This is a genomic window from Xanthomonas sp. SI (genome assembly GCF_014236855.1).
Classification (GTDB): domain Bacteria; phylum Pseudomonadota; class Gammaproteobacteria; order Xanthomonadales; family Xanthomonadaceae; genus Xanthomonas_A.
In genome coordinates this window covers 2,244,589-2,263,290 of sequence record NZ_CP051261.1, presented here as the reverse complement: position 1 = coordinate 2,263,290, position 18,702 = coordinate 2,244,589, and the positions used below count along the sequence as shown (strand labels likewise).

At 70.1% G+C, this 18,702-nt stretch carries 11 protein-coding genes and 2 pseudogenes; 1 reads left to right on the top strand and 12 read right to left on the bottom strand.

What is annotated here, in order from left to right; all coding sequences use genetic code 11:
* Window positions 1–349: 349 nt before the first annotated feature.
* The 5 genes and pseudogenes from HEP75_RS09370 to HEP75_RS09350 all read right to left on the bottom strand — a co-directional run.
* Window positions 350–4,630 (bottom strand): annotated as a pseudogene (locus tag HEP75_RS09370) (DEAD/DEAH box helicase); the annotation flags it as partial.
* Between the two features lies 1 nt (window position 4,631).
* Window positions 4,632–6,521: pseudogene (locus tag HEP75_RS09365) on the bottom strand (efflux RND transporter permease subunit); the annotation flags it as partial.
* 163 nt (window positions 6,522–6,684) lie between these two features.
* Complete coding sequence (locus HEP75_RS09360; protein WP_185826235.1) at window positions 6,685–7,878, bottom strand: efflux RND transporter periplasmic adaptor subunit; 1,194 nt, start codon at window positions 7,876–7,878, stop codon at window positions 6,685–6,687.
* Window positions 7,879–7,889: 11 nt separating this feature from the next.
* Window positions 7,890–8,663 carry an SDR family oxidoreductase gene (locus HEP75_RS09355; protein ID WP_185816161.1) on the bottom strand — a complete coding sequence of 258 codons (774 nt, stop codon included), beginning with the start codon at window positions 8,661–8,663 and terminating at the stop codon, window positions 7,890–7,892.
* The gene (locus tag HEP75_RS09350) at window positions 8,660–8,884 is read right to left on the bottom strand and encodes a hypothetical protein (RefSeq protein ID WP_185816160.1); all 225 of its coding nucleotides are present in this window, start codon (window positions 8,882–8,884) and stop codon (window positions 8,660–8,662) included. The genes HEP75_RS09355 and HEP75_RS09350 overlap by 4 nt, the downstream gene beginning before the upstream one ends.
* Window positions 8,885–9,012: 128 nt before the next feature.
* Here HEP75_RS09350 and HEP75_RS09345 point away from each other — a divergent pair, with 128 nt between their 5' ends.
* Window positions 9,013–10,104 (top strand): LysR family transcriptional regulator, encoded by a 1,092-nt coding sequence (locus HEP75_RS09345; RefSeq protein ID WP_185816159.1) that lies wholly within the window; start codon window positions 9,013–9,015, stop codon window positions 10,102–10,104.
* Between the two features lie 155 nt (window positions 10,105–10,259).
* Here HEP75_RS09345 and HEP75_RS09340 read toward each other — a convergent pair whose 3' ends face one another.
* From HEP75_RS09340 to HEP75_RS09310, 7 genes are all read right to left on the bottom strand, one after another.
* A complete protein-coding gene (locus HEP75_RS09340; RefSeq protein ID WP_185816158.1) occupies window positions 10,260–10,958 on the bottom strand; it encodes an OmpA family protein in 699 nt (232 codons plus the stop codon).
* A 106-nt stretch (window positions 10,959–11,064) separates the two neighbouring features.
* Complete coding sequence (locus HEP75_RS09335; protein WP_185826234.1) at window positions 11,065–12,519, bottom strand: wax ester/triacylglycerol synthase family O-acyltransferase; 1,455 nt, start codon at window positions 12,517–12,519, stop codon at window positions 11,065–11,067.
* A 124-nt stretch (window positions 12,520–12,643) separates the two neighbouring features.
* A complete protein-coding gene (locus tag HEP75_RS09330; protein ID WP_185826233.1) occupies window positions 12,644–14,068 on the bottom strand; it encodes a deoxyribodipyrimidine photo-lyase in 1,425 nt (474 codons plus the stop codon).
* 102 nt (window positions 14,069–14,170) lie between these two features.
* Entirely contained in the window at window positions 14,171–15,328 is a 1,158-nt protein-coding gene (locus tag HEP75_RS09325; RefSeq protein WP_185826232.1) for an HD domain-containing phosphohydrolase, read from the bottom strand.
* Window positions 15,325–16,431: an HDOD domain-containing protein gene (locus HEP75_RS09320; protein WP_185826231.1), complete on the bottom strand. Its 1,107-nt coding sequence runs from the start codon at window positions 16,429–16,431 to the stop codon at window positions 15,325–15,327. Before HEP75_RS09320 ends, HEP75_RS09325 begins: the two co-directional genes overlap by 4 nt.
* A gap of 3 nt (window positions 16,432–16,434) precedes the next feature.
* The gene (locus HEP75_RS09315; protein WP_185822985.1) at window positions 16,435–17,568 is read right to left on the bottom strand and encodes an ATP-binding protein; all 1,134 of its coding nucleotides are present in this window, start codon (window positions 17,566–17,568) and stop codon (window positions 16,435–16,437) included.
* Window positions 17,569–17,570: 2 nt separating this feature from the next.
* Window positions 17,571–18,680 (bottom strand): FIST N-terminal domain-containing protein, encoded by a 1,110-nt coding sequence (locus tag HEP75_RS09310; protein ID WP_185816152.1) that lies wholly within the window; start codon window positions 18,678–18,680, stop codon window positions 17,571–17,573.
* Window positions 18,681–18,702: the final 22 nt, after the last annotated feature.

Here is an 18,702-nt window from a genome sequence, read left to right as displayed (position 1 = left end):
ATTCGCCCGTTGCCTGAAGGCTATCGGCAACCCGGAAAGTCGCCTTTAATCGACGCAACAGCTGCGGAATTCGGCACACAAGCGCGCGTTTGTAACGCTTTTGTGAATACGGGCAAAGCCTTTAGGAACGTTGTTCTAGCGTTGCAGGGCGAGGCTCGGCCAGGCTCGGAGGTGCATGCAGCACTTGTCCTGCATGGCGGATTCCGCCCGTTTGCAGGCAGATTCGAACTGGGATGCAAACCTAGGATATTTGTAGACAAGACGTGAAAATTTCACCCGCAGGCAACGTCGCCGTGCAGTCCCTGAATGAAATACGTTACTGAACAGGGGTATTGGCGAGCGTCGCGCGTCAGCGCAAGCCGGCAAGCATCGCGGCGATCGCATCGCGCGTACCCGATCCCGCCGTCTCGGTCAGCCGTTGCCGCGCCACCGCGCTGTCGGCCGCGCTCAGGTCCTGCAACGGCTCGAACCGCTCCGCCACCCATGTCGCCACCGGCACGCCATCGCGATACAGCACGCGTGCACCGGGCACGCGCGGCACCCGGCTGCCCGGCAGCACGCTGCCGAGCAGGTTGGCCGGATCGGCCGCGGCCACGCACAACCAGGCGCCGTCGTGCGGCTGGCGCCGCACCTGGCGCAGCAGGCCGATCGCCTCGGGCAGCGCGAACTGCTCGCCGGACAACCCGCTGATGAAGCGCCCGCCGCGGATCTCGCCGCGCGCCTCCAGGCGCTGATAGACGCGCAGCAGCTCGCGCCACGGCGGCAGCCACGCTGCCTCGCGTTCGAGCAGGCGCCAGCAGATCACGCCGTAGCGGCGCAGCAGCGTCCGCGCCAGATGGTCGAGCGACTCGCCGCGGGCCGCGGCGTCGCCGGCATCCGCAGCGAAGCGCAGCAGCGCCCAGCGTCCCGCATCCTGGATGCCGTACAGCGGCACCCGGCGCCGGCGCCGCGCCAGCGCCGACGGCCGCTTCGATGCCGGCACCAGCAACGCGCGCAGGCCAGCGTAGCTGTCGCAGTGGATGCGGCCTGCGGCCACCAGCTCGGCCAGCGCCTCTTCCAGTTCGGTGGACAGCAGCCGCGTCGCATCGGCGATCTCGTCGAAGAACGAGGCGCCGTGCGTCCCCAGGTAATCGGCGACCTTCTGCGCGCGCGAACCGAGCGTGCCCGGCTCGGCCCCCGCCGGCGCCAGGCGCGACCACTGCGCGGCGCTGCGCCGCGGCAGCAGCAGGATCGGCGTGCTGCGCAGCGAGCCGGTGCCGCCCGCACCGACTGCGCTGGCCGCGGTCGGGCGCAGCCGCGTCCACAGCGTGCGCCCGGCACTGCACAGTTCGTCCAGCCAGGCCGGGGCATAGTCGCGCACCCGCGCCGGCAACAGGTCGGCCTCCCACAGCGCCGCCGGCGCCTCGAAGCCCTCCAGTTGCGCCAGCACGCTGGCCAGCGCTTCCGCGCCGGCGACGCGGCCTTCGCCGTCCAGGTGCTGCCAGCGGAACAGGAAGCGCGCGTAGTCGCGCGGCGCCACCGGTTCGATCTCGCGGCGCAGCCGGCCCAGCGTGTAGCGGTGGATGCGCGCCAGCAGATGACGCTCGCACCACTCGTCGGCCACGGCCTCGGGAGTGAAGCGGCCCGGCAGGATGTAGCCGTCCTGTTGCAACGCCAGCAGGGCCGCCTGCACCTCGCGCAGCGGCATCTGCAGCGGCGCGGCCAGCGCCGCCGCGGTCACCGGACCCAATGCCGCCAGGCGCGAGCGCAGCAGCTCGCGCAGCGCCTGGTCGCGCTGCCAGTCGTCGATCGCGTAACCCTGTGGCACGGCGATGCGCGGCTGCGCGGCGGCCTGCGGATACAGCGGCGCGATCAGCGCCAGCGACTCGGCCGCGACCCACAACGCGACGCCGTCACCGCCGCTGCCCTGCAAGCGGGTGGCACGCGCATCGGCGGCCAGCTCGGCCAGCCAATTCGACCACGCCGGGTGCGCGGCGGCCTCGCTGTCGGTCAGCACGCCGAGCGCGACCAGCGCCTCGTGCATCTCGTCGCGGCTGCGCGGCTGCGGCCAGGCTTCCTCGCGCACCGCGGCGATCGCCTCCGGATCGAGTTGGCCAAGGTCGTCGGCGCTGCCCGGATCCTGGTAGCGGCGGCTGTGCACGGCCTGGGTGCGGCGCTCTTCCAGCGGCGCATCGTCGAGGAACGCGTACGGCCGCGCGTCCAGCGCCTCGGCCGCCAGCGGCGACGGTGCCGCCAGATCGCGCGCCAGCACGCGCACGCTGCCGTCCTCGATGCCGCGCAGCAGCTGCAGCCAGCCATCGCTGTCCATCGCCTCGTGCAGGCAGTCATGCAGGGTCTGCGCGACCAGCGGGTGCTCGGGAATCTCGCGCTCGCCGACCAGGTTCTCGGCGCAGGCGACCTGGTCCGGGAACACCGTGGCCAGCAGGTCTTCGGACTTCATCCGCTGCAGCTGCGGGGCGACCTTGCGCCCGCCGGTGAAACGCGGCAAGGCCAGCGCGTTGGTGGCGTTCCAACGCCAGCGCACGCCGAACAGCGGCGCGTCCAGCAAGGCCTGCACCAGCACCTCCAACGCCGACGCCGCATGCAGGTAGCGCGCGACCTCTTCCAGCGCGAAGCTGTGCCGGGTCGACAGCGACAGCACAATCGCGTCCTCGGTGGCGGCCGCCTGCAGTTCGAAATTGAAGGTGCGGCAGAAGCGTTTGCGCAGGGCCAGGCCCCAGGCGCGATTGATGCGGCTGCCGTACACGCTGTGGATCACCAACTGGGTGCCGCCGCTGTCGTCGAAGAAACGCTCCAGCACGATGCAGCGCTGCGTGGGCAGCGCGCCCAACGCGGTACGCGCGCGGCCCAGATAGTCCACCAGTTGCTGCGCGGCGGCGGCGTCCAGCGCCAGTTCCTGCTGCAGCCAGGCCAGCGCCTGCGCCGCACCGCCCTGCTCCAGGCACCGCTCCAACTGCGCGCGCAGCCGCGACACGCCGGCCGACAGTTCGTCAGTGCGCCCCGGCGCCTCACCGAGCCAGAACGGGATGTTCGGTGGCGCGCCGCGTGCGTCTTCGACCCGCACCCTGCCCGGCTCCACGCGCAGGATGCGATAGCTGGCGTTGCCGAGCTGGAACACGTCGCCGCTGAGGCTCTCCACCGCGAAGTCTTCGTTGACCGTGCCGATGGTCTCGGCCTGCGGCTCCAGCAACACGCTGTAGTCGCCGGTCTCGGGAATGGTGCCGCCGGAGGTCAGCGCCGCCATGCGCGCGCCGCGGCGCTCGCGCACGCGGCGATGCACCGCGTCGCGATGCAGATAGCCGGCGCGCGGACCCAGCCGCGTGCTGAAACCGTCGCACAGCATTCGCAGCACCGTGTCGAAGCGCTCGCGCGGCAGCGTCGCGTACGGCCAGGCGCCGCGCACCAGCGCGTACAGCGCATCCTCGTCCCATTCCTGGCAGGCAACCTCGGCCACCAGTTGCTGTGCCAACACGTCCAGCGGCGCATCGAGGATGCGCAGCGCATCCAGTTCGCCGCGGCGCACGCAGTCGAGCAGCGCCGCGCATTCGACCAGGTCGTCGCGCGACTGCGGGAACAGCCGCGCCTTCGGCGTGCCGCCGACGGCATGCCCGGAACGCCCGGCGCGCTGCAGGAAACTGGCGATCGAACGCGGCGAGCCGAGCTGGCACACCAGGTCCACGTCGCCGATGTCCAGGCCCAGTTCCAGCGAGGCGGTGGCGACCAGCACCTGCAGTTGGCCGGCCTTGAGCCGCTGCTCGGCGAGCAGCCGCGCCTCGCGCGCCAGGCTGCCGTGGTGCGCCGCCACCGCGTCGTTGCCGAGCAGCTCGCCCAGGTGCCGCGCGGTGCGTTCGGCCATGCGCCGGGTGTTGACGAACACCAGCGTGGTGCGATGCGCGCGTACCAGTTCGGCCAGGCGCGCGTACACCTGCTGCCACTGGTCGTTGGACATCGTCACGCTGAGCGGCGTCGGCGGCAGCTCCAGCGCCAGGTCGCGGGCACGCGCATAGCCGATGTCGACGATCGCGCAATCGGGTTGCCCGGCGTGCACCGCCGCACTGCCGACCAGAAAGCGCGCGACCGCATCGATCGGCTTCTGCGTCGCCGACAGGCCGATGCGCAGCGGCGGCGTCGCGCACAGCTGCTGCAGCCGCTGCAGCGACAGCGCCAGGTGGCTGCCGCGCTTGTTCGCCGCCAGCGCGTGGATCTCGTCGACGATCACCGTGCGCACGTGGCGCAGCGCGTCGCGCCCGGACGCCGACCCGAGCAGCACGTACAGCGACTCGGGCGTGGTCACCAGCACATGCGGCGGACGCCGCCGCGCCTGCGCGCGCTCGCGCTGCGGCGTGTCGCCGGTGCGCACCGCGGTACGGATTTCCACGTCGGGCAGGCCGAGCGCGGCCAGTTCGGCGCGGATGCCGGCGAGCGGCGCCTCGAGATTGAGCTGGATATCGTTTGAAAGCGCTTTCAGCGGCGACACGTACAGCACCTGGGTGCGATCGGCGAGTCCGCCATCGCGCAGGCCTTCACGCAGCAGCGCATCGAGCGCGGCGAGGAACGCGGTGAGGGTCTTGCCGGAGCCGGTGGGCGCCGCCACCAAGGTATGCCGCCCGCCCTGGATCGCCGGCCAGGCGGGGCGTGTTGGTGAACTGCAGCGCGTTCAAACCGGGGAACGAGATCGCATGCTCGACGCCATCGGTCTGCATGGCGATGTTGGTGACCTTGCGCAGCAACGCGTCGGTGCGTTCGAGCGAGGCGCCCTCGGGCAGCTTCACGCCGGAGATCAGGTACATCTTGTCCTGGGTCGGGATGAAGCCGGCCGGCACCGCCTTGAACATCACGCCGGTGACCACCAGCAGGCCGAGATAGACCACGAACACCACGCCGCGCCTGCCGAGGATCCGCGACACGCTGCCCTGGTAGCGTTCGGAGCTGCGGTTGAAGAAGCGATTGAACGGACGGAACAGCCAGCCGCCGAACAGGCGGTCCATCAGCCGCGACACCGCGTCCTTGGGCGCGTCGTGGGAGCGCAGCAGCAGCGCGGCCAGCGCCGGCGACAGGGTCAGCGAGTTGATCGCCGAAATCACCGTGGAGATGGCGATGGTCACCGCGAACTGCTTGTAGAACTGGCCGGTCACGCCGGACAGGAACGCCATCGGCACGAACACCGCGCACAGCACCAGCGCGATCGCCACGATCGGGCCGGACACCTCGCGCATCGCCTGGTGCGCCGCGGCCAGCGGGGTCAGCCCTTCCTCGATGTTGCGCTCCACGTTCTCCACCACCACGATCGCATCGTCGACGACGATGCCGATCGCCAGCACCAACCCGAACAGGGTCAGCGTGTTGATCGAGAAGCCCAGCACGTACAGCGCGGCGAAGGTACCCACCACCGACACCGGGACCGCGATCAACGGAATGATCGAGGCGCGCCAGGTCTGCAGGAACAGGATCACCACCAGCACCACCAGCAGCACCGCCTCCAGCAAGGTGTGCACCACCGCGGTGATCGAGTCGCGCACGAAGATCGTGGTGTCGTACACCGCCTCGTACTTCACGTCGTCCGGGAACTGCTTGGTCAGTTCGTCCATCGTCGCGATCACCTGATCGCGGATCTCCAGCGCATTGGCGCCCGGCGCCTGGAAGATGCCGATGCCGACCGCGTTCTTGCCGTCCAGCTGCGAGCGCAGCGTGTAGTCGCCGGCCCCCAGTTCCAGGCGCGCGACGTCGCCCAGGCGCACGGTTTCGCCGTCGGCGCCGACCTTGAGCACGATGTCGCCGAACTCCTTCTCGCTGCGCAGGCGGCCCTGCGCGTTGATCAGGGTCAGGAACTTGCTGTCCGGCATCGGCTCGGCGCCGAGCTGGCCGGCCGAGACCTGCACGTTCTGTTCGCGCATCGCGGCGACCACGTCGCCGGCGGTGAGGCCGCGCGCGGCGATGCGTTCCGGATCCAGCCAGGCGCGCATCGCGTAGTCGCCGCCGCCGAACACCTGCGCATCGCCCACGCCCTGGATCCGCGCCAGCGCGTCCTTGACGTGCAGGCGCGCGTAGTTGCGCAGATACAGCGTGTCGTACTTGCCCTTGGGCGAAGTCACGTGCACGACCATCAAGAACGTCGGCGACTTCTTCTGCGTAGTCACGCCCTGCCGGCGCACGTCCTCGGGCAGGCGCGCCTGCGCCTGCGAGACGCGGTTCTGCACCTTGACCGCAGCGTCGTCGGCGTCGGTGCCCGGGCGGAAGGTGATGGTCATCTGCAGCACGCCGTCGGAGCCGGCCACCGACTTGATGTACATCATGCCTTCCACGCCGTTGATCGCCTCTTCCAATGGCGTGGCGACGGTCTCGGCGATGACCTTGGGGTTGGCGCCCGGATACACCGTGCGCACGATCACCGACGGCGGTACCACTTCGGGGTATTCGCCGATGGGCAGCATCGGGATCGCGATCAATCCCGCGGCGAAGATGACGATCGACAGCACGGCCGCGAAGATCGGCCGGTCGATGAAGAATCTGGAAAAGTCCATGGGTGGTGGTCCTGGAAACTAAGGTGAAACGGATGGCCGAACAGGAATGCGGGCAAAGCGGCGGCGACGCCGGGCCACGACGGTGGCCCGACCTGCAAACACCGGCCGCCAGCGCGGCCGGTCTACGACGCTGTGCGCGCCTCCGGCGTCAGTCGGAGGCGACTCAGTCGAGGGCGACGGCCTTGCGTGCGGCGGCCGGCGAAGTCGTGGCCAGGGCCACCGGCTTGGCCTGCACCGGCATGCCCGGCATGAACACTTTCTGCACCCCGTCGACGATGACCCGGTCGCCGGCGTTGAGCCCGCCGAGCACGATGCGCAGGCCTTCGGCGCTGCGTCCCAGCTGCACGTCGCGACGCTGCGCCTTGCCGTCCTTGTCGACGACGTAGACGTACTTGCGGTCCTGGTCGGTCAGCACCGAGCGGTCGTCGATCAGCAGCGCGTTGAAGCGGCCGCTGCCGAGCAGGCGCACGCGGGCGAACAGGCCCGGGGTGAAGCTGCGATCGGCGTTGTCGAGCACGGCGCGCACGCGGATGGTGCCGGTGCTGCTGGTGATCTGGTTATCCAGGAAATCGACCCTGCCGGCGTGCGGGAACCCGTCCTCGCCGACCAGGCCGACCTGCACCGGCAACTGCCCGTCGCGTTCGCTGGGCCGCTCGCCCTTGCGCGCCATCTGCGCATAGCGCAGGAAGGTGCCTTCGTCGGCATCGAAGTACACATGCACCTTGTCCAGCGACACCAGCGTGGTCAGCACGCTGGCGCTGTCGCCGGCGCTGACCAGATTGCCGGCGGTGACCAGGGCGCGGCCGGCGTGGCCGTCGATCGGCGCGCGGACCTGGGTCCACTCCAGATTCAGGCGCGCGGTGTCCACCGCGGCCTGCGCGGCGAGCACGTCGGCCTCGGCCTGGTCGGCGGCGGCGTGGCGTTGCTCCCAGGTCTCGGTGGAGATCGCCTGCTGGTCGGACAGTTTCTTGGCGCGTGCCGCCTCGCTGCCGCTGAGCTTGGACTGGGTCCGCGCCCGCGCCAGTTCGGCGTTGGCGCGCGCCAGTTCGGCGCGGTAGCTGCGCGCGTCGATGGTGAACAGCACATCGCCCTTCTTCACCTCCTGCCCTTCGACGTAGTTGACCTTGTCGATGTAGCCGGACACGCGCGGGCGCAGGTCGACGTGTTCGATCGCCTCGACGCGGCCGCTGAACTCGTCCCACTGACTGATTTCCTTCTGTAGCGCAGGCGCCACGCCGACCGCCGGCGGCGGCGGCGCGCCCTGCTGCTCGGCCTTGCCGCCGCAAGCGGCCAGGGCCGCGGCCAGCAGCGCGATCGCCAGCGGGCGCAAGGCGCGCGACGGGGAATGGAATGACATCGGAATCGGGTTCATGGAGAAACCTCGTGAGTGGAAGGAGAAAAATGCGGTGCGGTCATCAACGAGGTGCGTGGATGCGCGTAGTGGTGTTTGTCGATGTCGACGATGGCTTGGCCCGGCACGCCGGCGTCGGCCAGCAGCGCCACCGCGGCACGGCCGACGCTGAGCGTGGTGAACCATTCCGGGCAGGCGTCGGCGCCGGCTTCGCTGCTGCAGACCGGATGGGTCAGCGACAGCAGTTGCACGCGCACGCCCAGCGGCTTGGCTTCTTCGTGCAGAACCTGGGCGAGCATGCGGATCGAGGCCGCGGCCACCGAGCTCTCGCCATGCCCGGCCCAGGCGCGCAACGCGCACGGGCTGCCGAGCAGGATGTAGCGGCCGCCGCGCTCGGCCTGCGCCAGCAGCGGCAGCAGGTGCCGGGCCGCGGCCAGATGCGGCAGCAGGTCCGCTTCCATGCGCCGGCGCAGCGCGGTCACCGGCTGGTCCAGCAGGCGCCCGCAGCGCAGCGGGCTGCCCAGGCTGGCGACCACCCCGGCCAGCGGCCGCGGCCGCTGCGCCACCGCCGCCGCCAGGGCAGCGGCGGTGGCGTCGTTGGCGGCCGAGCCCTGCAGCACGTCCAATGCCGGTTCGTCGCTGTAGCGGTCGCGCAAGGCGCGCAGCCGGCCGCGGTCGCGCGCCACGGCCACGACCGGACTGCCGGCTTCGAGCAAGGCGCGGACCACGCCCAGTCCGATGTTGCCGGTGCCGCCGAGCACCAGCACTTCCGGGTCCAGCGTCCCGCTCACGGGACTTTTACTCCCGCAAACGGGACAATCGCGATCCGGCCGAGTCGGCCGTTGCCGCGCTGGCCGAGCTGCATCGAACTGCCGGCCTGGCTGCGCGGCGGCGGGGTGAATTCACGAAATGCCTTGAGGTAACCGGTTTCCAGCGCGTCGATGGGCGTACCATCGAGCCGATTCGGGCGACGGACGCCGACGAGAAACTGGAACAGAGTGCGCAACAGCATGAGCAAATGGCCTGGGTGGCGGCGAATGCGTACAAATTAGGCGTCAAAGCCGCACTTGATTAGTCCGAATTAAGGGGAATAATCGTCCCGTCACCGGTCCAATCGCTCTCACCCCTCAGGAACCCGCCATGACCCACGATCTGAACGACACCCTGATCTTCGTCAAGGTGGTCGAACAAGGCAGCTTCATCGCCGCGGCCAACGCGCTCGGCCTGCCCAAGACCACCGTCAGCAGAAAGGTGCAGGATCTGGAGGCGCGCCTGGGCGCGCGCCTGCTGCACCGGACCACGCGCCGCCTCGGCCTGACCGAAGCCGGCGCGGTCTATCACGAGCATTGCCAGCGCATCGCCCGCGAACTGGAGGAAGCCGAGAGCGCGGTCGGGCAGCTGCAGGCCGGCCCGCGCGGCTGGCTGCGTTTCAGCGTGCCCTACTCCGCCGGCATTTCCTGGGTGGCGCCGATCCTGGGCGAATTCCACAAGCAGCATCCGGAAGTGCGCCTGGAAATGGTCATGACCAGCGACAAGGTCGATCCGATCGCCGAGGGCGTGGACGTGGCCCTGCACATGGGCGCGCTGCTGGATTCGACCATGGTCGCGCGCAAGCTGGCCACCTTCCGCACCCAGGTGTTCGCCAGCCCCAACTACATCGAGCGCCACGGCGAGCCGCTGCATCCGGACGACCTGCAACACCACCGCACGCTGGCGCTGAGCAATGGCCGCAACGGCAACAACCGGCTCAGCTGGCCGCTACGCAACGGCAAGCAGAGCGGCGACTTCGCGATCCAGCCGATCCTGGTCGCCAACGACTCGGCCGCGCTGATTGGCGGGCTGGTGTGCGGCGAAGGCCTGGTGCTGGCCAGCGATGCGACGATCAAGCCGCTGATCGAGGCCGGCAAGGCACGGCGCGTGCTCGGCGGCTGGGTCGGTCCGGACCTGGATTTCAACGCGGTGTTCCCGGGCGGGCGCATGCTGTCGCCGAAGGTGCGCGCTTTCGTCGATTTCCTGGTCGACAAGCTCAACTTCGACGTCAATTACATGCTGGCGCAGTGCCCGGTCAAGCTGGCCGCGCAACACGCCGACAGCGGCGCCGAGTTCACCCTGTGCAGCGGCGTGGCGATGAACACCCAGACCGTGGCGTTGCCGCAGTTGGCCGAACTGCCGCTGCTGGAGGAGGCGGAGGCGGAACCGGCGCCGGAGCAGGAGGAAGAAGCGCTGGTCTGAGCAGGCGGGCGCGCAGCGACCGCGGCAGCTGGCCGCGGCCCTGTGCGCGGCGAGTTCGGGACGACCTCGGGACACGCCGGCGCGCAGCTGGCGCATAACGCGAAACGGGCCGCATCAGCGGCCCGTTCGCATTTTGTGGGGTGGGCAGGCGCCGCTCAGGAGCGCAGCGGCACCACGCGGATCTCGACCCGGCGGTTCTGCGCGCGACCGGCTTCGGTGCTGTTGTCGGCGATCGGGTACTTCTTGCCCGCGCCCAGCGTTTCGATGCGTTCGCGCTGCACGCCCTGCGCGGTCAGGTACGCGGCCACCGAGGCGGCACGCTGCTCGGACAGACGCTGGTTGACCGCGTCGCTGCCGATGCTGTCGGTGTGCCCGACCACTTCGATCATGGTCTGGTTGTATTCGCCCAGGGTCGAGGCCACGCCGTTGAGCGCCGAATAGAACTGCGGCTTCAGCGTGGACTGGTTGAAGTCGAAGGTGATGCCGTCGGGCAGGTTCAAGGTGATGTTGTCGCCGTCGCGGCGCACGTCGATGCCGGTGTTGGCGGTGCGCTCGCGCAGCGCGCGTTCCTGGCGATCCTGGTAGTTGCCGATCGCCGCGCCGCTGAGCGCGCCGATGCCGGCGCCGATCATCGCGTGCTGGCGGCGCTCGGTGGCGCTGCTGCCGCTGAGCAGGCCGGCGGCGACGCCGACCGCGGTGCCGATCAGCGCGCCGCGGCCGGTGCGGTTGTTCTGCTGTTCGGTCGGATTGCCGTATTGGTCGCGCTGCACGTAGGAACCGCCGGTGGCGCAGGCGGACAACAGCAGCGCGCTGGCCAGCGCCACGGACATGCCTTGGATCACGGTGCGTTTCATCGCGCTCTCTCCCACATCTGGATTGAAGTGGCAGCAAGCATAAACAAGCGCCTGCGAGACCGGCATGAACGCGGCGCGGGTCGCGCTGCGCCCGCATGCGCCCTGTTCAGGAAGCCGGCAGCAGCGCGTCCGCATCCACCGCGCGCAGCGGATGCTCCCAGTCGCCCATCAGCGCCAGGTACAGCAGCTTCTCGAATTCGGCGCCGATCCGGCGCATCACCGCATCCGGGTCGGGGATCAGCCGCGCGTCGCCGATCAGGCCGAAGTGCACGCGGTGGTTGTAGCTCATGATCGACACGCCGACGCCGATCGAACCGGTCTGCGGCACCCAGAACATCATCTCGCGCACGCGGCTGCCGGCCAGGTACAGCGGCTGCTGCGGTCCCGGCACGTTGGTCGCCACGGTGGTCGCCTTGCGGCTGAACAGGTCCAGCGCCAGCGACTGCAGCGCCGCCGGCGCCATGCCCACCGCGGCCAGCAGCCCGAACACCACCATCGCCTGCCGCGACTGCTTGAGCTGCTGCATCGACTCGGCCACGCGCTGCACGCGCCGCACCGGATTGGCCTCGCCGACCGGCAGGTCCAGGAACACCAGCCCGAAATGGTTGCCGAGCTTGCGCGCGTGTTCCAGCGGGCGCAGGTTGACCGGCACCGTGGCGCGCAGGGTCACCCCGTCCAGCTGTTCGCCGCGCTCGAGCATGTAGTCGCGCAGGGCGCCGGCCATGGTCGCCATCAGCACGTCGTTGACCGTGCAGTCGCAGGCGCGGCCGACCGCCTTCACTTCGTCCAGGTCCAGCGGTGCGGCCCAGGCCACCCGCTTGCTGACCCCCAGGCGCCCGCGCAGCAGCGTCGGCGGATCGTCGGACAGCAGCAGCGCATTGGCCAGTTCGCGGCCGATCAGGCCGCCTTCCTTGGCCAGCATCTGCGCCAGGTTCGGGTCCTGGTACATCTCGCGGCCCTTGTCGAGCATGCGTCCGCCCAGTTTCAGGTAGCGGTCGATGGCGCCGACCCGGCGCACCACCTCCTTGCCGTCGTCCTTCAGCCAGGCGCGGCCGAGCTGCGCCGCGGGCTCCGGCACCCGCTGCATGTCGGTCAGCGACAGCAGCACCTGCACCAGGGCGATGCCGTCGGCGTAGCTGTGGTGGATGCGCGCGACCAGCGCCGAGCCGCCTTCGTAGCGTTCGATCAGATGGAACTGCCACAGCGGCTTGGTCTTGTCCAAGGGCGTGGACGCCATCTGCCCGGCGAAGCGCTCCAGCGCCTTCTTGCCGCCGCGCCCGGGCAGGGCCGACAGGCGCACGTGCCAGTCCAGGTCGAAGTCGTCGTCGTGTTGCCAGTAGGCGCCGGTGGCGGTGTCCACCGGCTTTTGCTGGAAGCGCGGAAACGACAGGAAGCGCTTGCGCACCAATTGCTTGAACTGCGACAGCGACAGCGCCTCGTCGAGCATCAGCACGCCGGTGATCATCATCGGATTGGTCGGCCGCTCCATCCGCAACCAGGCGGTATCCACACGCGACATCGGTTCGCGCCGCGGCTTGCGGCGGGCTGTGCTGGTGGCCATGCATGCTCCCTGTGCGTGGCCGGAGTGAATCATGGCGCGGCGAAGGGCGTCAATCGCGGCCCCCTGCCCTGCGCTGCCGCGGTTCACGCCGCGGCGCAGTACGCGGGCACCGCGCTGGCCCGCGTCAGCCGCCGCCGCTTGTCTCGCGGTAGGCGGCCAGCGCGGCGTCGCGTCCGGCGGCCAGGTCCACGATCGGCTGCCGTGGATAGTGCGGCGCGCTGGTGGCCAGGCGCTGCGGCGACAGCCACGGCGCGAAGCGCTCGGCCACCGGCAGCGCCGCCAGTTCCGGCACCCAGCGCGCGATGTAGCGGCCCTGCGGATCGAACTTCTGCGCCTGGGTCACCGGATTGAACACGCGGAAATACGGCGCGGCGTCGGCACCGGTGCCCGCCACCCACTGCCAGCCGAGGGTGTTGTTGGCCAGGTCGGCATCGACCAGCGTGTCCCAGAACCAGCGCGCGCCTTCGGACCAATGCACGCGCAGGTGCTTGCACAGGTAACTGGCGACGATCATCCGCACCCGGTTGTGCATCCAGCCGGTGTGCCACAGCTCGCGCAGGCCGGCATCGACGATCGGCACGCCGGTGCGGCCGCGCTGCCAGGCCTGCAGCTGCGTCGGATCCGGCGCGGCCCAGCGGAACCGGGCGAAGCGCGGATTGAGGTTGTGCTCGGGCGTGGTCGGGAAATGGTGCAGCAGGTGATGGGCGAAGTCGCGCCAGCCGAGCTGGCGGATGTAGGCATCGATCGCAGCGCCGCTGGCGGCGCTGCGGTGCTTTTCCAGTTCGGCGACGATCCGCCACGGCGCGATCTCGCCGAAATGCAGGTGCGGCGACAGGCGCGAGGTGCCGACCTGGTTGGGGCGGTCGCGGCCCTCGACATAGCCGCGCAGGGCGCCGTCGACGAACACCTCCAGCGCTTCATGCGCGCCCGCTTCGCCCGGTTGCCATACCTCCCAGAAGCCGCGGTCCCAGCCCAGCGCCGGCGCCAGTCCGAGCTGCTGCAGCGGCAGGCTGTGCAGTGCCGGCGGCGGTGGCGGCAGCGTCTTCGGCGCGGGCGATAGCGCCGGCACCTGCCAATGGCTCAGCGCGCTGCGCCAGAACGGTGTGAACACCTTGTACGGCCCGCCCTGCTGGGTCGCCAGCTGCCACGGCTCGAACAGCAGCGCGCCGTTGTGGCTGTGCACCTGCAGGCCCTGCTCGCGCAGTTCGCGCTTGAGCCGGGCGTCGCGCGGCTGCGTGGCCGGTTCGTAGCGGCGGTTCCAGTACACCGCGATCGCGCCGCATTCTTCGATCAGCTCGCGCAGCACGGTCTCGGCCGGGCCCTGGCGCAGGATCAGTCGCGAACCCAGCGCGCGCAGTTGCGCGTCGAGCGCGGCCAGCGAGCGCTGCAGCCAGCTCAACGAGGCCGCGCCGGCCGCCCAGGCGCCTTCGTCGCCGGGACTGTGCACATACACCGGCACCGGCGTATGCCCGGCGGCCAGCGCCGCGTGCAACGCGGGGTGATCGTGCAGGCGCAGATCGCGCCTGAACCAGACGATGGCGTAGCTCATGCGCAGGATGGGCCGGAAAAGGACGCGCAAGGATACGCGGCGCCAGCGCGCAGCCGGCGTGAGCGCGCACGGCGCCGGTTCGGGTGCCGGCTGGCGCGCCGATTAGGCGGCGACCGGCGCGCCGGACTGTTCCTGATTGCCGTAGCTGACCAGCAGCGGCTCGACGATGGCGCCGGCCGCCTGCAGGTTGCGTAAGGCCAGGATCGAGGTGAGGCTCAGTTCGGTGCCGTGCGCCAGCAGCATCATGCCGCGCTTGGATACCACGTCCTGCTCCAGGCGCCAGCCCGGCACCAGGTCGCAGACCTTGGCCTTGCGGATGCCGCTGCGGGTATTGAGCTGCAGGTCGGCGAGCGCGTCGATCAGGCCGCGCGGCAGCGGCGGCTCGACCTTGCGCAGTTCCTGCACCGCGTGCGCCAGCGGCAGCTTGCGCGCCAGCCCGCGTACCAGCAGCAGCGAGGCACGCAGCAGCTGCGCGCCGCGGACCACGTCCGGCGCGGCGTCGGCCGGCGGCGGCAGCGACTGGTAGCGCACGATCTCGGCCACCGGCTGCATGCGCGGGATCGCCGTCAGCAGCCGGTACGCGACCAGCGGATGCCCATCGATCAGCTTCTGCTCTTCCTCGGACAGTTCATCGCCGGCGATCTCGCGCTGCACGATGTCGCCCGGCACGCTGACGCAGCCGATGTGGCTCAGCGCTGCGGCCACTTCCACCATCCAGCGGTTGGGCCACGGCAGCTTGGCGGTGACGTGGCTGACGCAGGCCTGCAGTTGCGCCGAGCGCTGGAACGCCCACGGCGCGACCATCGACAGCACCTCGGTGAGCATGCGCGTGGTGCCGGCCAGCGTGGTTTCCAGCAGCTCGCGTTCCAGCAGCGTGGCGCGATGCAGCGCCACCGCCTGCTCCAGCGCGGCGACCAGTTCCTCGGTCGGGCACGGCTTGCACAGGAAGCGGAAGATCGCGCCCTGGTTGATCGCGGCGATCGCCGAGGTCGCATCGGCCTGCCCGGTCAACAGCAGGCGCACGCTGTCCGGCGCGCGCGCGCGCGCCGCGGCCAGGAACGCGGCGCCGTCCATGCCCGGCATGCGCATGTCCGAGACGATCGCCGCGAATGGCGGGCCGGCGGCGATCGCGGCCAGCCCGGCCTCGCCGCCGTTGGCGGTGACCACGTCGAACTGGCCGAACAGGTTGCGCTCCAGCGCCGCCAGCAGATTGGGTTCGTCGTCCACGCACAGGATGCGCGGCAGTTCCGGCTCGCTCATGACGCGTCCTCCGCTTCGCGAATCTGCGCGCACGCCGCCTGCCACTGCGGCAACTGCGCGGCCACGCCCATCGCCTGCAGGTATTCCAGGTCCGGCGCCAGGCCCTGAGCCAGCGCCACCGCCACATGCACCACGCCGATCGCGTCGAACTGGCGATGCTCGACCCGGCGCGGCGTACGATGATGCGCGACCGCCTCGACGATCGCCCCGGGCAGGCCCCACACGCCGAGCAGATAGGCGCCGATCTCCGCATGCGACGGGAAGCCGCGGCCGTGCGGATCGGCATCGCGGCACAGCCGCGCGATATCCGGCAGCAACGCGCCGACGTTGGCCAGCAGCGCCGCGGTCGTGACCACGTCCTCGGCGGCATGGCCCTTGCCGACCGCCGCCGCCAGCCGCGACGCGCGCACCGCGTCGGCGCGGATCGCGTCGGCCGAGTCGCCGGCGTCGCTGTGGAACACCTCGCTGGCCAGCACCAGCGTGCGCAGCAGGCCGATGCCGATGCGGTTGACCGCGTCCTTGACCTCGGCCACGCGATGGCCGTTGCCGAAGAACGCGCAATTGGCCAGCTGCAGCACCTTGGCCGCCAGCGCCGGGTCGCCTTCCACCACCGCCGCTACCTGTGCGACGCCGGCAGCGGGGTCGCCGAGCAGGCGGTTGAGTTGCGCGAACATGCGCGGTGCCGACGGCAGCCCGCCGATGCGTCCGGCCACCGCCTGCACCGCCGGATCGTCCAGCAGCACCTGCAGCGCCACCGCGCGATCGATCGCTTCGATCAGCGCATCGCCCTGGCAGGGCTTGGCCAGGAACTGATGGGCCACGTCCAGCGAACGCAGCGCCGCTTCCTGTTCGGTATGCCCGGACAGGATGATGCGGATGGTGCGCGGGCAACTGTCGCGCACCTGGCGCAGCAGTTCGGCGCCGTCCATCATCGGCATGCGCATGTCCGAGACCACCACGTCGGCCGGCTGCGCGTGCAGCGCGACCAGCGCCTCGGCACCGCTGCCGGCGAACGCCACATCCCAATCGCGATCGGCCATGAACATGGTGCGCTCGAGGCCGGCCAGCACCTGCTTCTCGTCGTCGACGAACAGCACGCGCATCGTTCAGCCCGCCGCCGCGTGCAACGGCAGCCGCACCACGAAGGTGGTGCCACGCTGGTCCGCCGACGGTTCGAAGAAGATCCGTCCCTGGTGTTTTTCCACCACCGCCGAATAGGCGATCGCCAGGCCCTGGCCGGTGCCCTTGCCGACCGCTTTGGTGGTGAAGAACGGATCGAACACCTTGGTCCGGATCGCCTCGGGAATGCCCGGACCGTCGTCGCTGACGCACAGATCAACATGGCTGTCGCCGGCCCGGCGCAGGATGATGCGGATCCGGCCCTGCTCGCGTTCGCCCGGCACCAGCGTGTCGCCGATCGCATGCGCCGCGTTGACCACCAGGTTCAGCAGCACCTGGCCGATCTCGTCGCGCAGGCATGGCACCAGCGGCACGTCGGCGGCGAAATCGGTCTCGATCTCGGCCACGTATTTCCATTCGTTGCGGGCGACGGTGATGGTGGTGGCGACCAGTTCGCGCAGGTCCACCGGCTCCTTCTCGCCGGCCGAAGGATGCGAGAAGGTCTTCATCGCACTGACGATCTTGGTGATGCGGTCAAGCCCTTCCAGCGACTGCTGCAAGGCCTCGGGGGTCTGCTTGCGCAAGTACTGGAACTTGGACGAGCTCACCTGCGCGTCGAGCGCGGCTACCAGCTCCGGCGCCACGCCCTGCGCGCGCGCCGCATCGACGATGCCGAAGGTCATGTCGAACACGTGGTCGAGGATCTGCTTGGCCTTGCACACGAACGCGACGTTGTCGCGCACGTATTGCGCCGGCGTATTGATCTCGTGGGCGATGCCCGCGGCGAGCTGGCCGATCGATTCCATCTTCTGCGCCTGCAGCAGCGCGACCTGGGCCTTGCCGAGGTCGTCCAGGGCATGCTCCAGTTCCTGCCGCTCGCGGTTCAGTTCCTGGGTCTTCAGCGCGACCACCTTGCCCAGCGCGATGTTCTGCTGCAGCGTGGCCAGCGGCGAGGCCACCGCATCGTCGCGCGCAGTGACCCGCTTCTTCAGCACTGCGATCACCTTGTCGCGCGCGGCCAGTTGCCGGCGCAACTCGGCGATCAACGCCGTCTCGCCGCTCTCCGGCGGCGCGGCGGCGGCATGCGCCAGGAACGGTACCGTCGCTGCATCTGCGGACATGCTCATCTCCCGATCGCCACGCCGGTAAAGGTCTGGTTGACGTGCAAGCCGTTGAACTGCTCGCCGTAGGTGGAAAACCCGAACACGCTTTGCCGCGCCATGAACGCGCCGACCTGCTGCTGCATCTGCGACTGGCCGAACTCCAGCCGGCGCAGGATGCAATCGCAACCGATCACCAGCGCCGGGTCGGGTATCGTCTCGTGCACCTCGGCAAAGGCCTGCTGCAGCGTTTCCATCACGTCCACCGCCTGGCCGACCGACACCACCATGCCCTCTTCCACCGCGCAGTAGCAGGTCATCGACAAGTCCTCGTTGACGCGCAGGATCGAACGCACGTAGGGCTCGCCGCTCAAGGTCAGCAGCAGCGGATAGGTCGAGAACACCTTTGGCTCCAGCGCTTCCAGCGGCACGCCGATCGCCTGCGCGTAGGCCAGCGCGGCCGGCTCGCCGTTGATCTCGCGGATCAGGCGCCGCTCCGGATCGGCATCGGTGACCACCAGCTCGATCTCGCTGGCGACGAAGTGCTGCAGCTTGAACACCACGAACGGATGCCGCGAATGGAACAGGGTCAGCACCGCCGCATCGGCCAGGAAGCGGCCGTCGTAGTAGACCAGGGTGCGCTCGAAACGCAGGTTGTCGCCGGCCGAGCCGCCGAGCAGCGGCACGTCGCCGATCATCCGGTACAGCGCCGCCGCCAGGTATTCCTCGCAGGTGGACAATCCATCGACCAGCAGCAGCGAGAAGCACTGCCCGGCCTTGTCGGCCGTCGCCGCCTGCACCGTCTCGGCCACCACCGCGACCTGCGCCTGCAGGTCGCTGAGCGGCGCGATCAGCAGCGGCTGCGCCTGCAGCACGCCACCGCGCAGGCCGGCGACCAGGATGCCGTTGCTCTGGAAGCCCTGCTCGCCGATCTGGCCGGCGGCGGTGCAGCCGATCACCGGGCAGTCGAAGCCGGCCTTGATCGCCGGCCCCAGCGCGTCCAGGTCGTATTCGGCATCGCAGAACAGCAGCAGCGCGTCCAGCGGCGCGGCGCCCAGTTGCGCACGCAGCGCGGCGACCGCGGCGACGGCATCGCGGTCGGCGGTTTCCGCATGGGTGACGGTCAGCGGCATGGGCGGGTATCCGGGAAGGGTG

Excerpts from the sequence above, each read along its gene's own strand:
- HEP75_RS09360 (WP_185826235.1), bottom strand. The coding sequence starts at position 7,878 with ATGTCATTCCATTCCCCGTCGCGCGCCTTGCGCCCGCTGGCGATCGCG.
- HEP75_RS09350 (WP_185816160.1), bottom strand. The coding sequence starts at position 8,884 with ATGCTGTTGCGCACTCTGTTCCAGTTTCTCGTCGGCGTCCGTCGCCCG.
- HEP75_RS09345 (WP_185816159.1), top strand. The coding sequence starts at position 9,013 with ATGACCCACGATCTGAACGACACCCTGATCTTCGTCAAGGTGGTCGAA.
- HEP75_RS09340 (WP_185816158.1), bottom strand. The coding sequence starts at position 10,958 with ATGAAACGCACCGTGATCCAAGGCATGTCCGTGGCGCTGGCCAGCGCG.
- HEP75_RS09335 (WP_185826234.1), bottom strand. The coding sequence starts at position 12,519 with ATGGCCACCAGCACAGCCCGCCGCAAGCCGCGGCGCGAACCGATGTCG.
- HEP75_RS09330 (WP_185826233.1), bottom strand. The coding sequence starts at position 14,068 with ATGAGCTACGCCATCGTCTGGTTCAGGCGCGATCTGCGCCTGCACGAT.
- HEP75_RS09325 (WP_185826232.1), bottom strand. The coding sequence starts at position 15,328 with ATGAGCGAGCCGGAACTGCCGCGCATCCTGTGCGTGGACGACGAACCC.
- HEP75_RS09320 (WP_185826231.1), bottom strand. The coding sequence starts at position 16,431 with ATGCGCGTGCTGTTCGTCGACGACGAGAAGCAGGTGCTGGCCGGCCTC.
- HEP75_RS09315 (WP_185822985.1), bottom strand. The coding sequence starts at position 17,568 with ATGTCCGCAGATGCAGCGACGGTACCGTTCCTGGCGCATGCCGCCGCC.
- HEP75_RS09310 (WP_185816152.1), bottom strand. The coding sequence starts at position 18,680 with ATGCCGCTGACCGTCACCCATGCGGAAACCGCCGACCGCGATGCCGTC.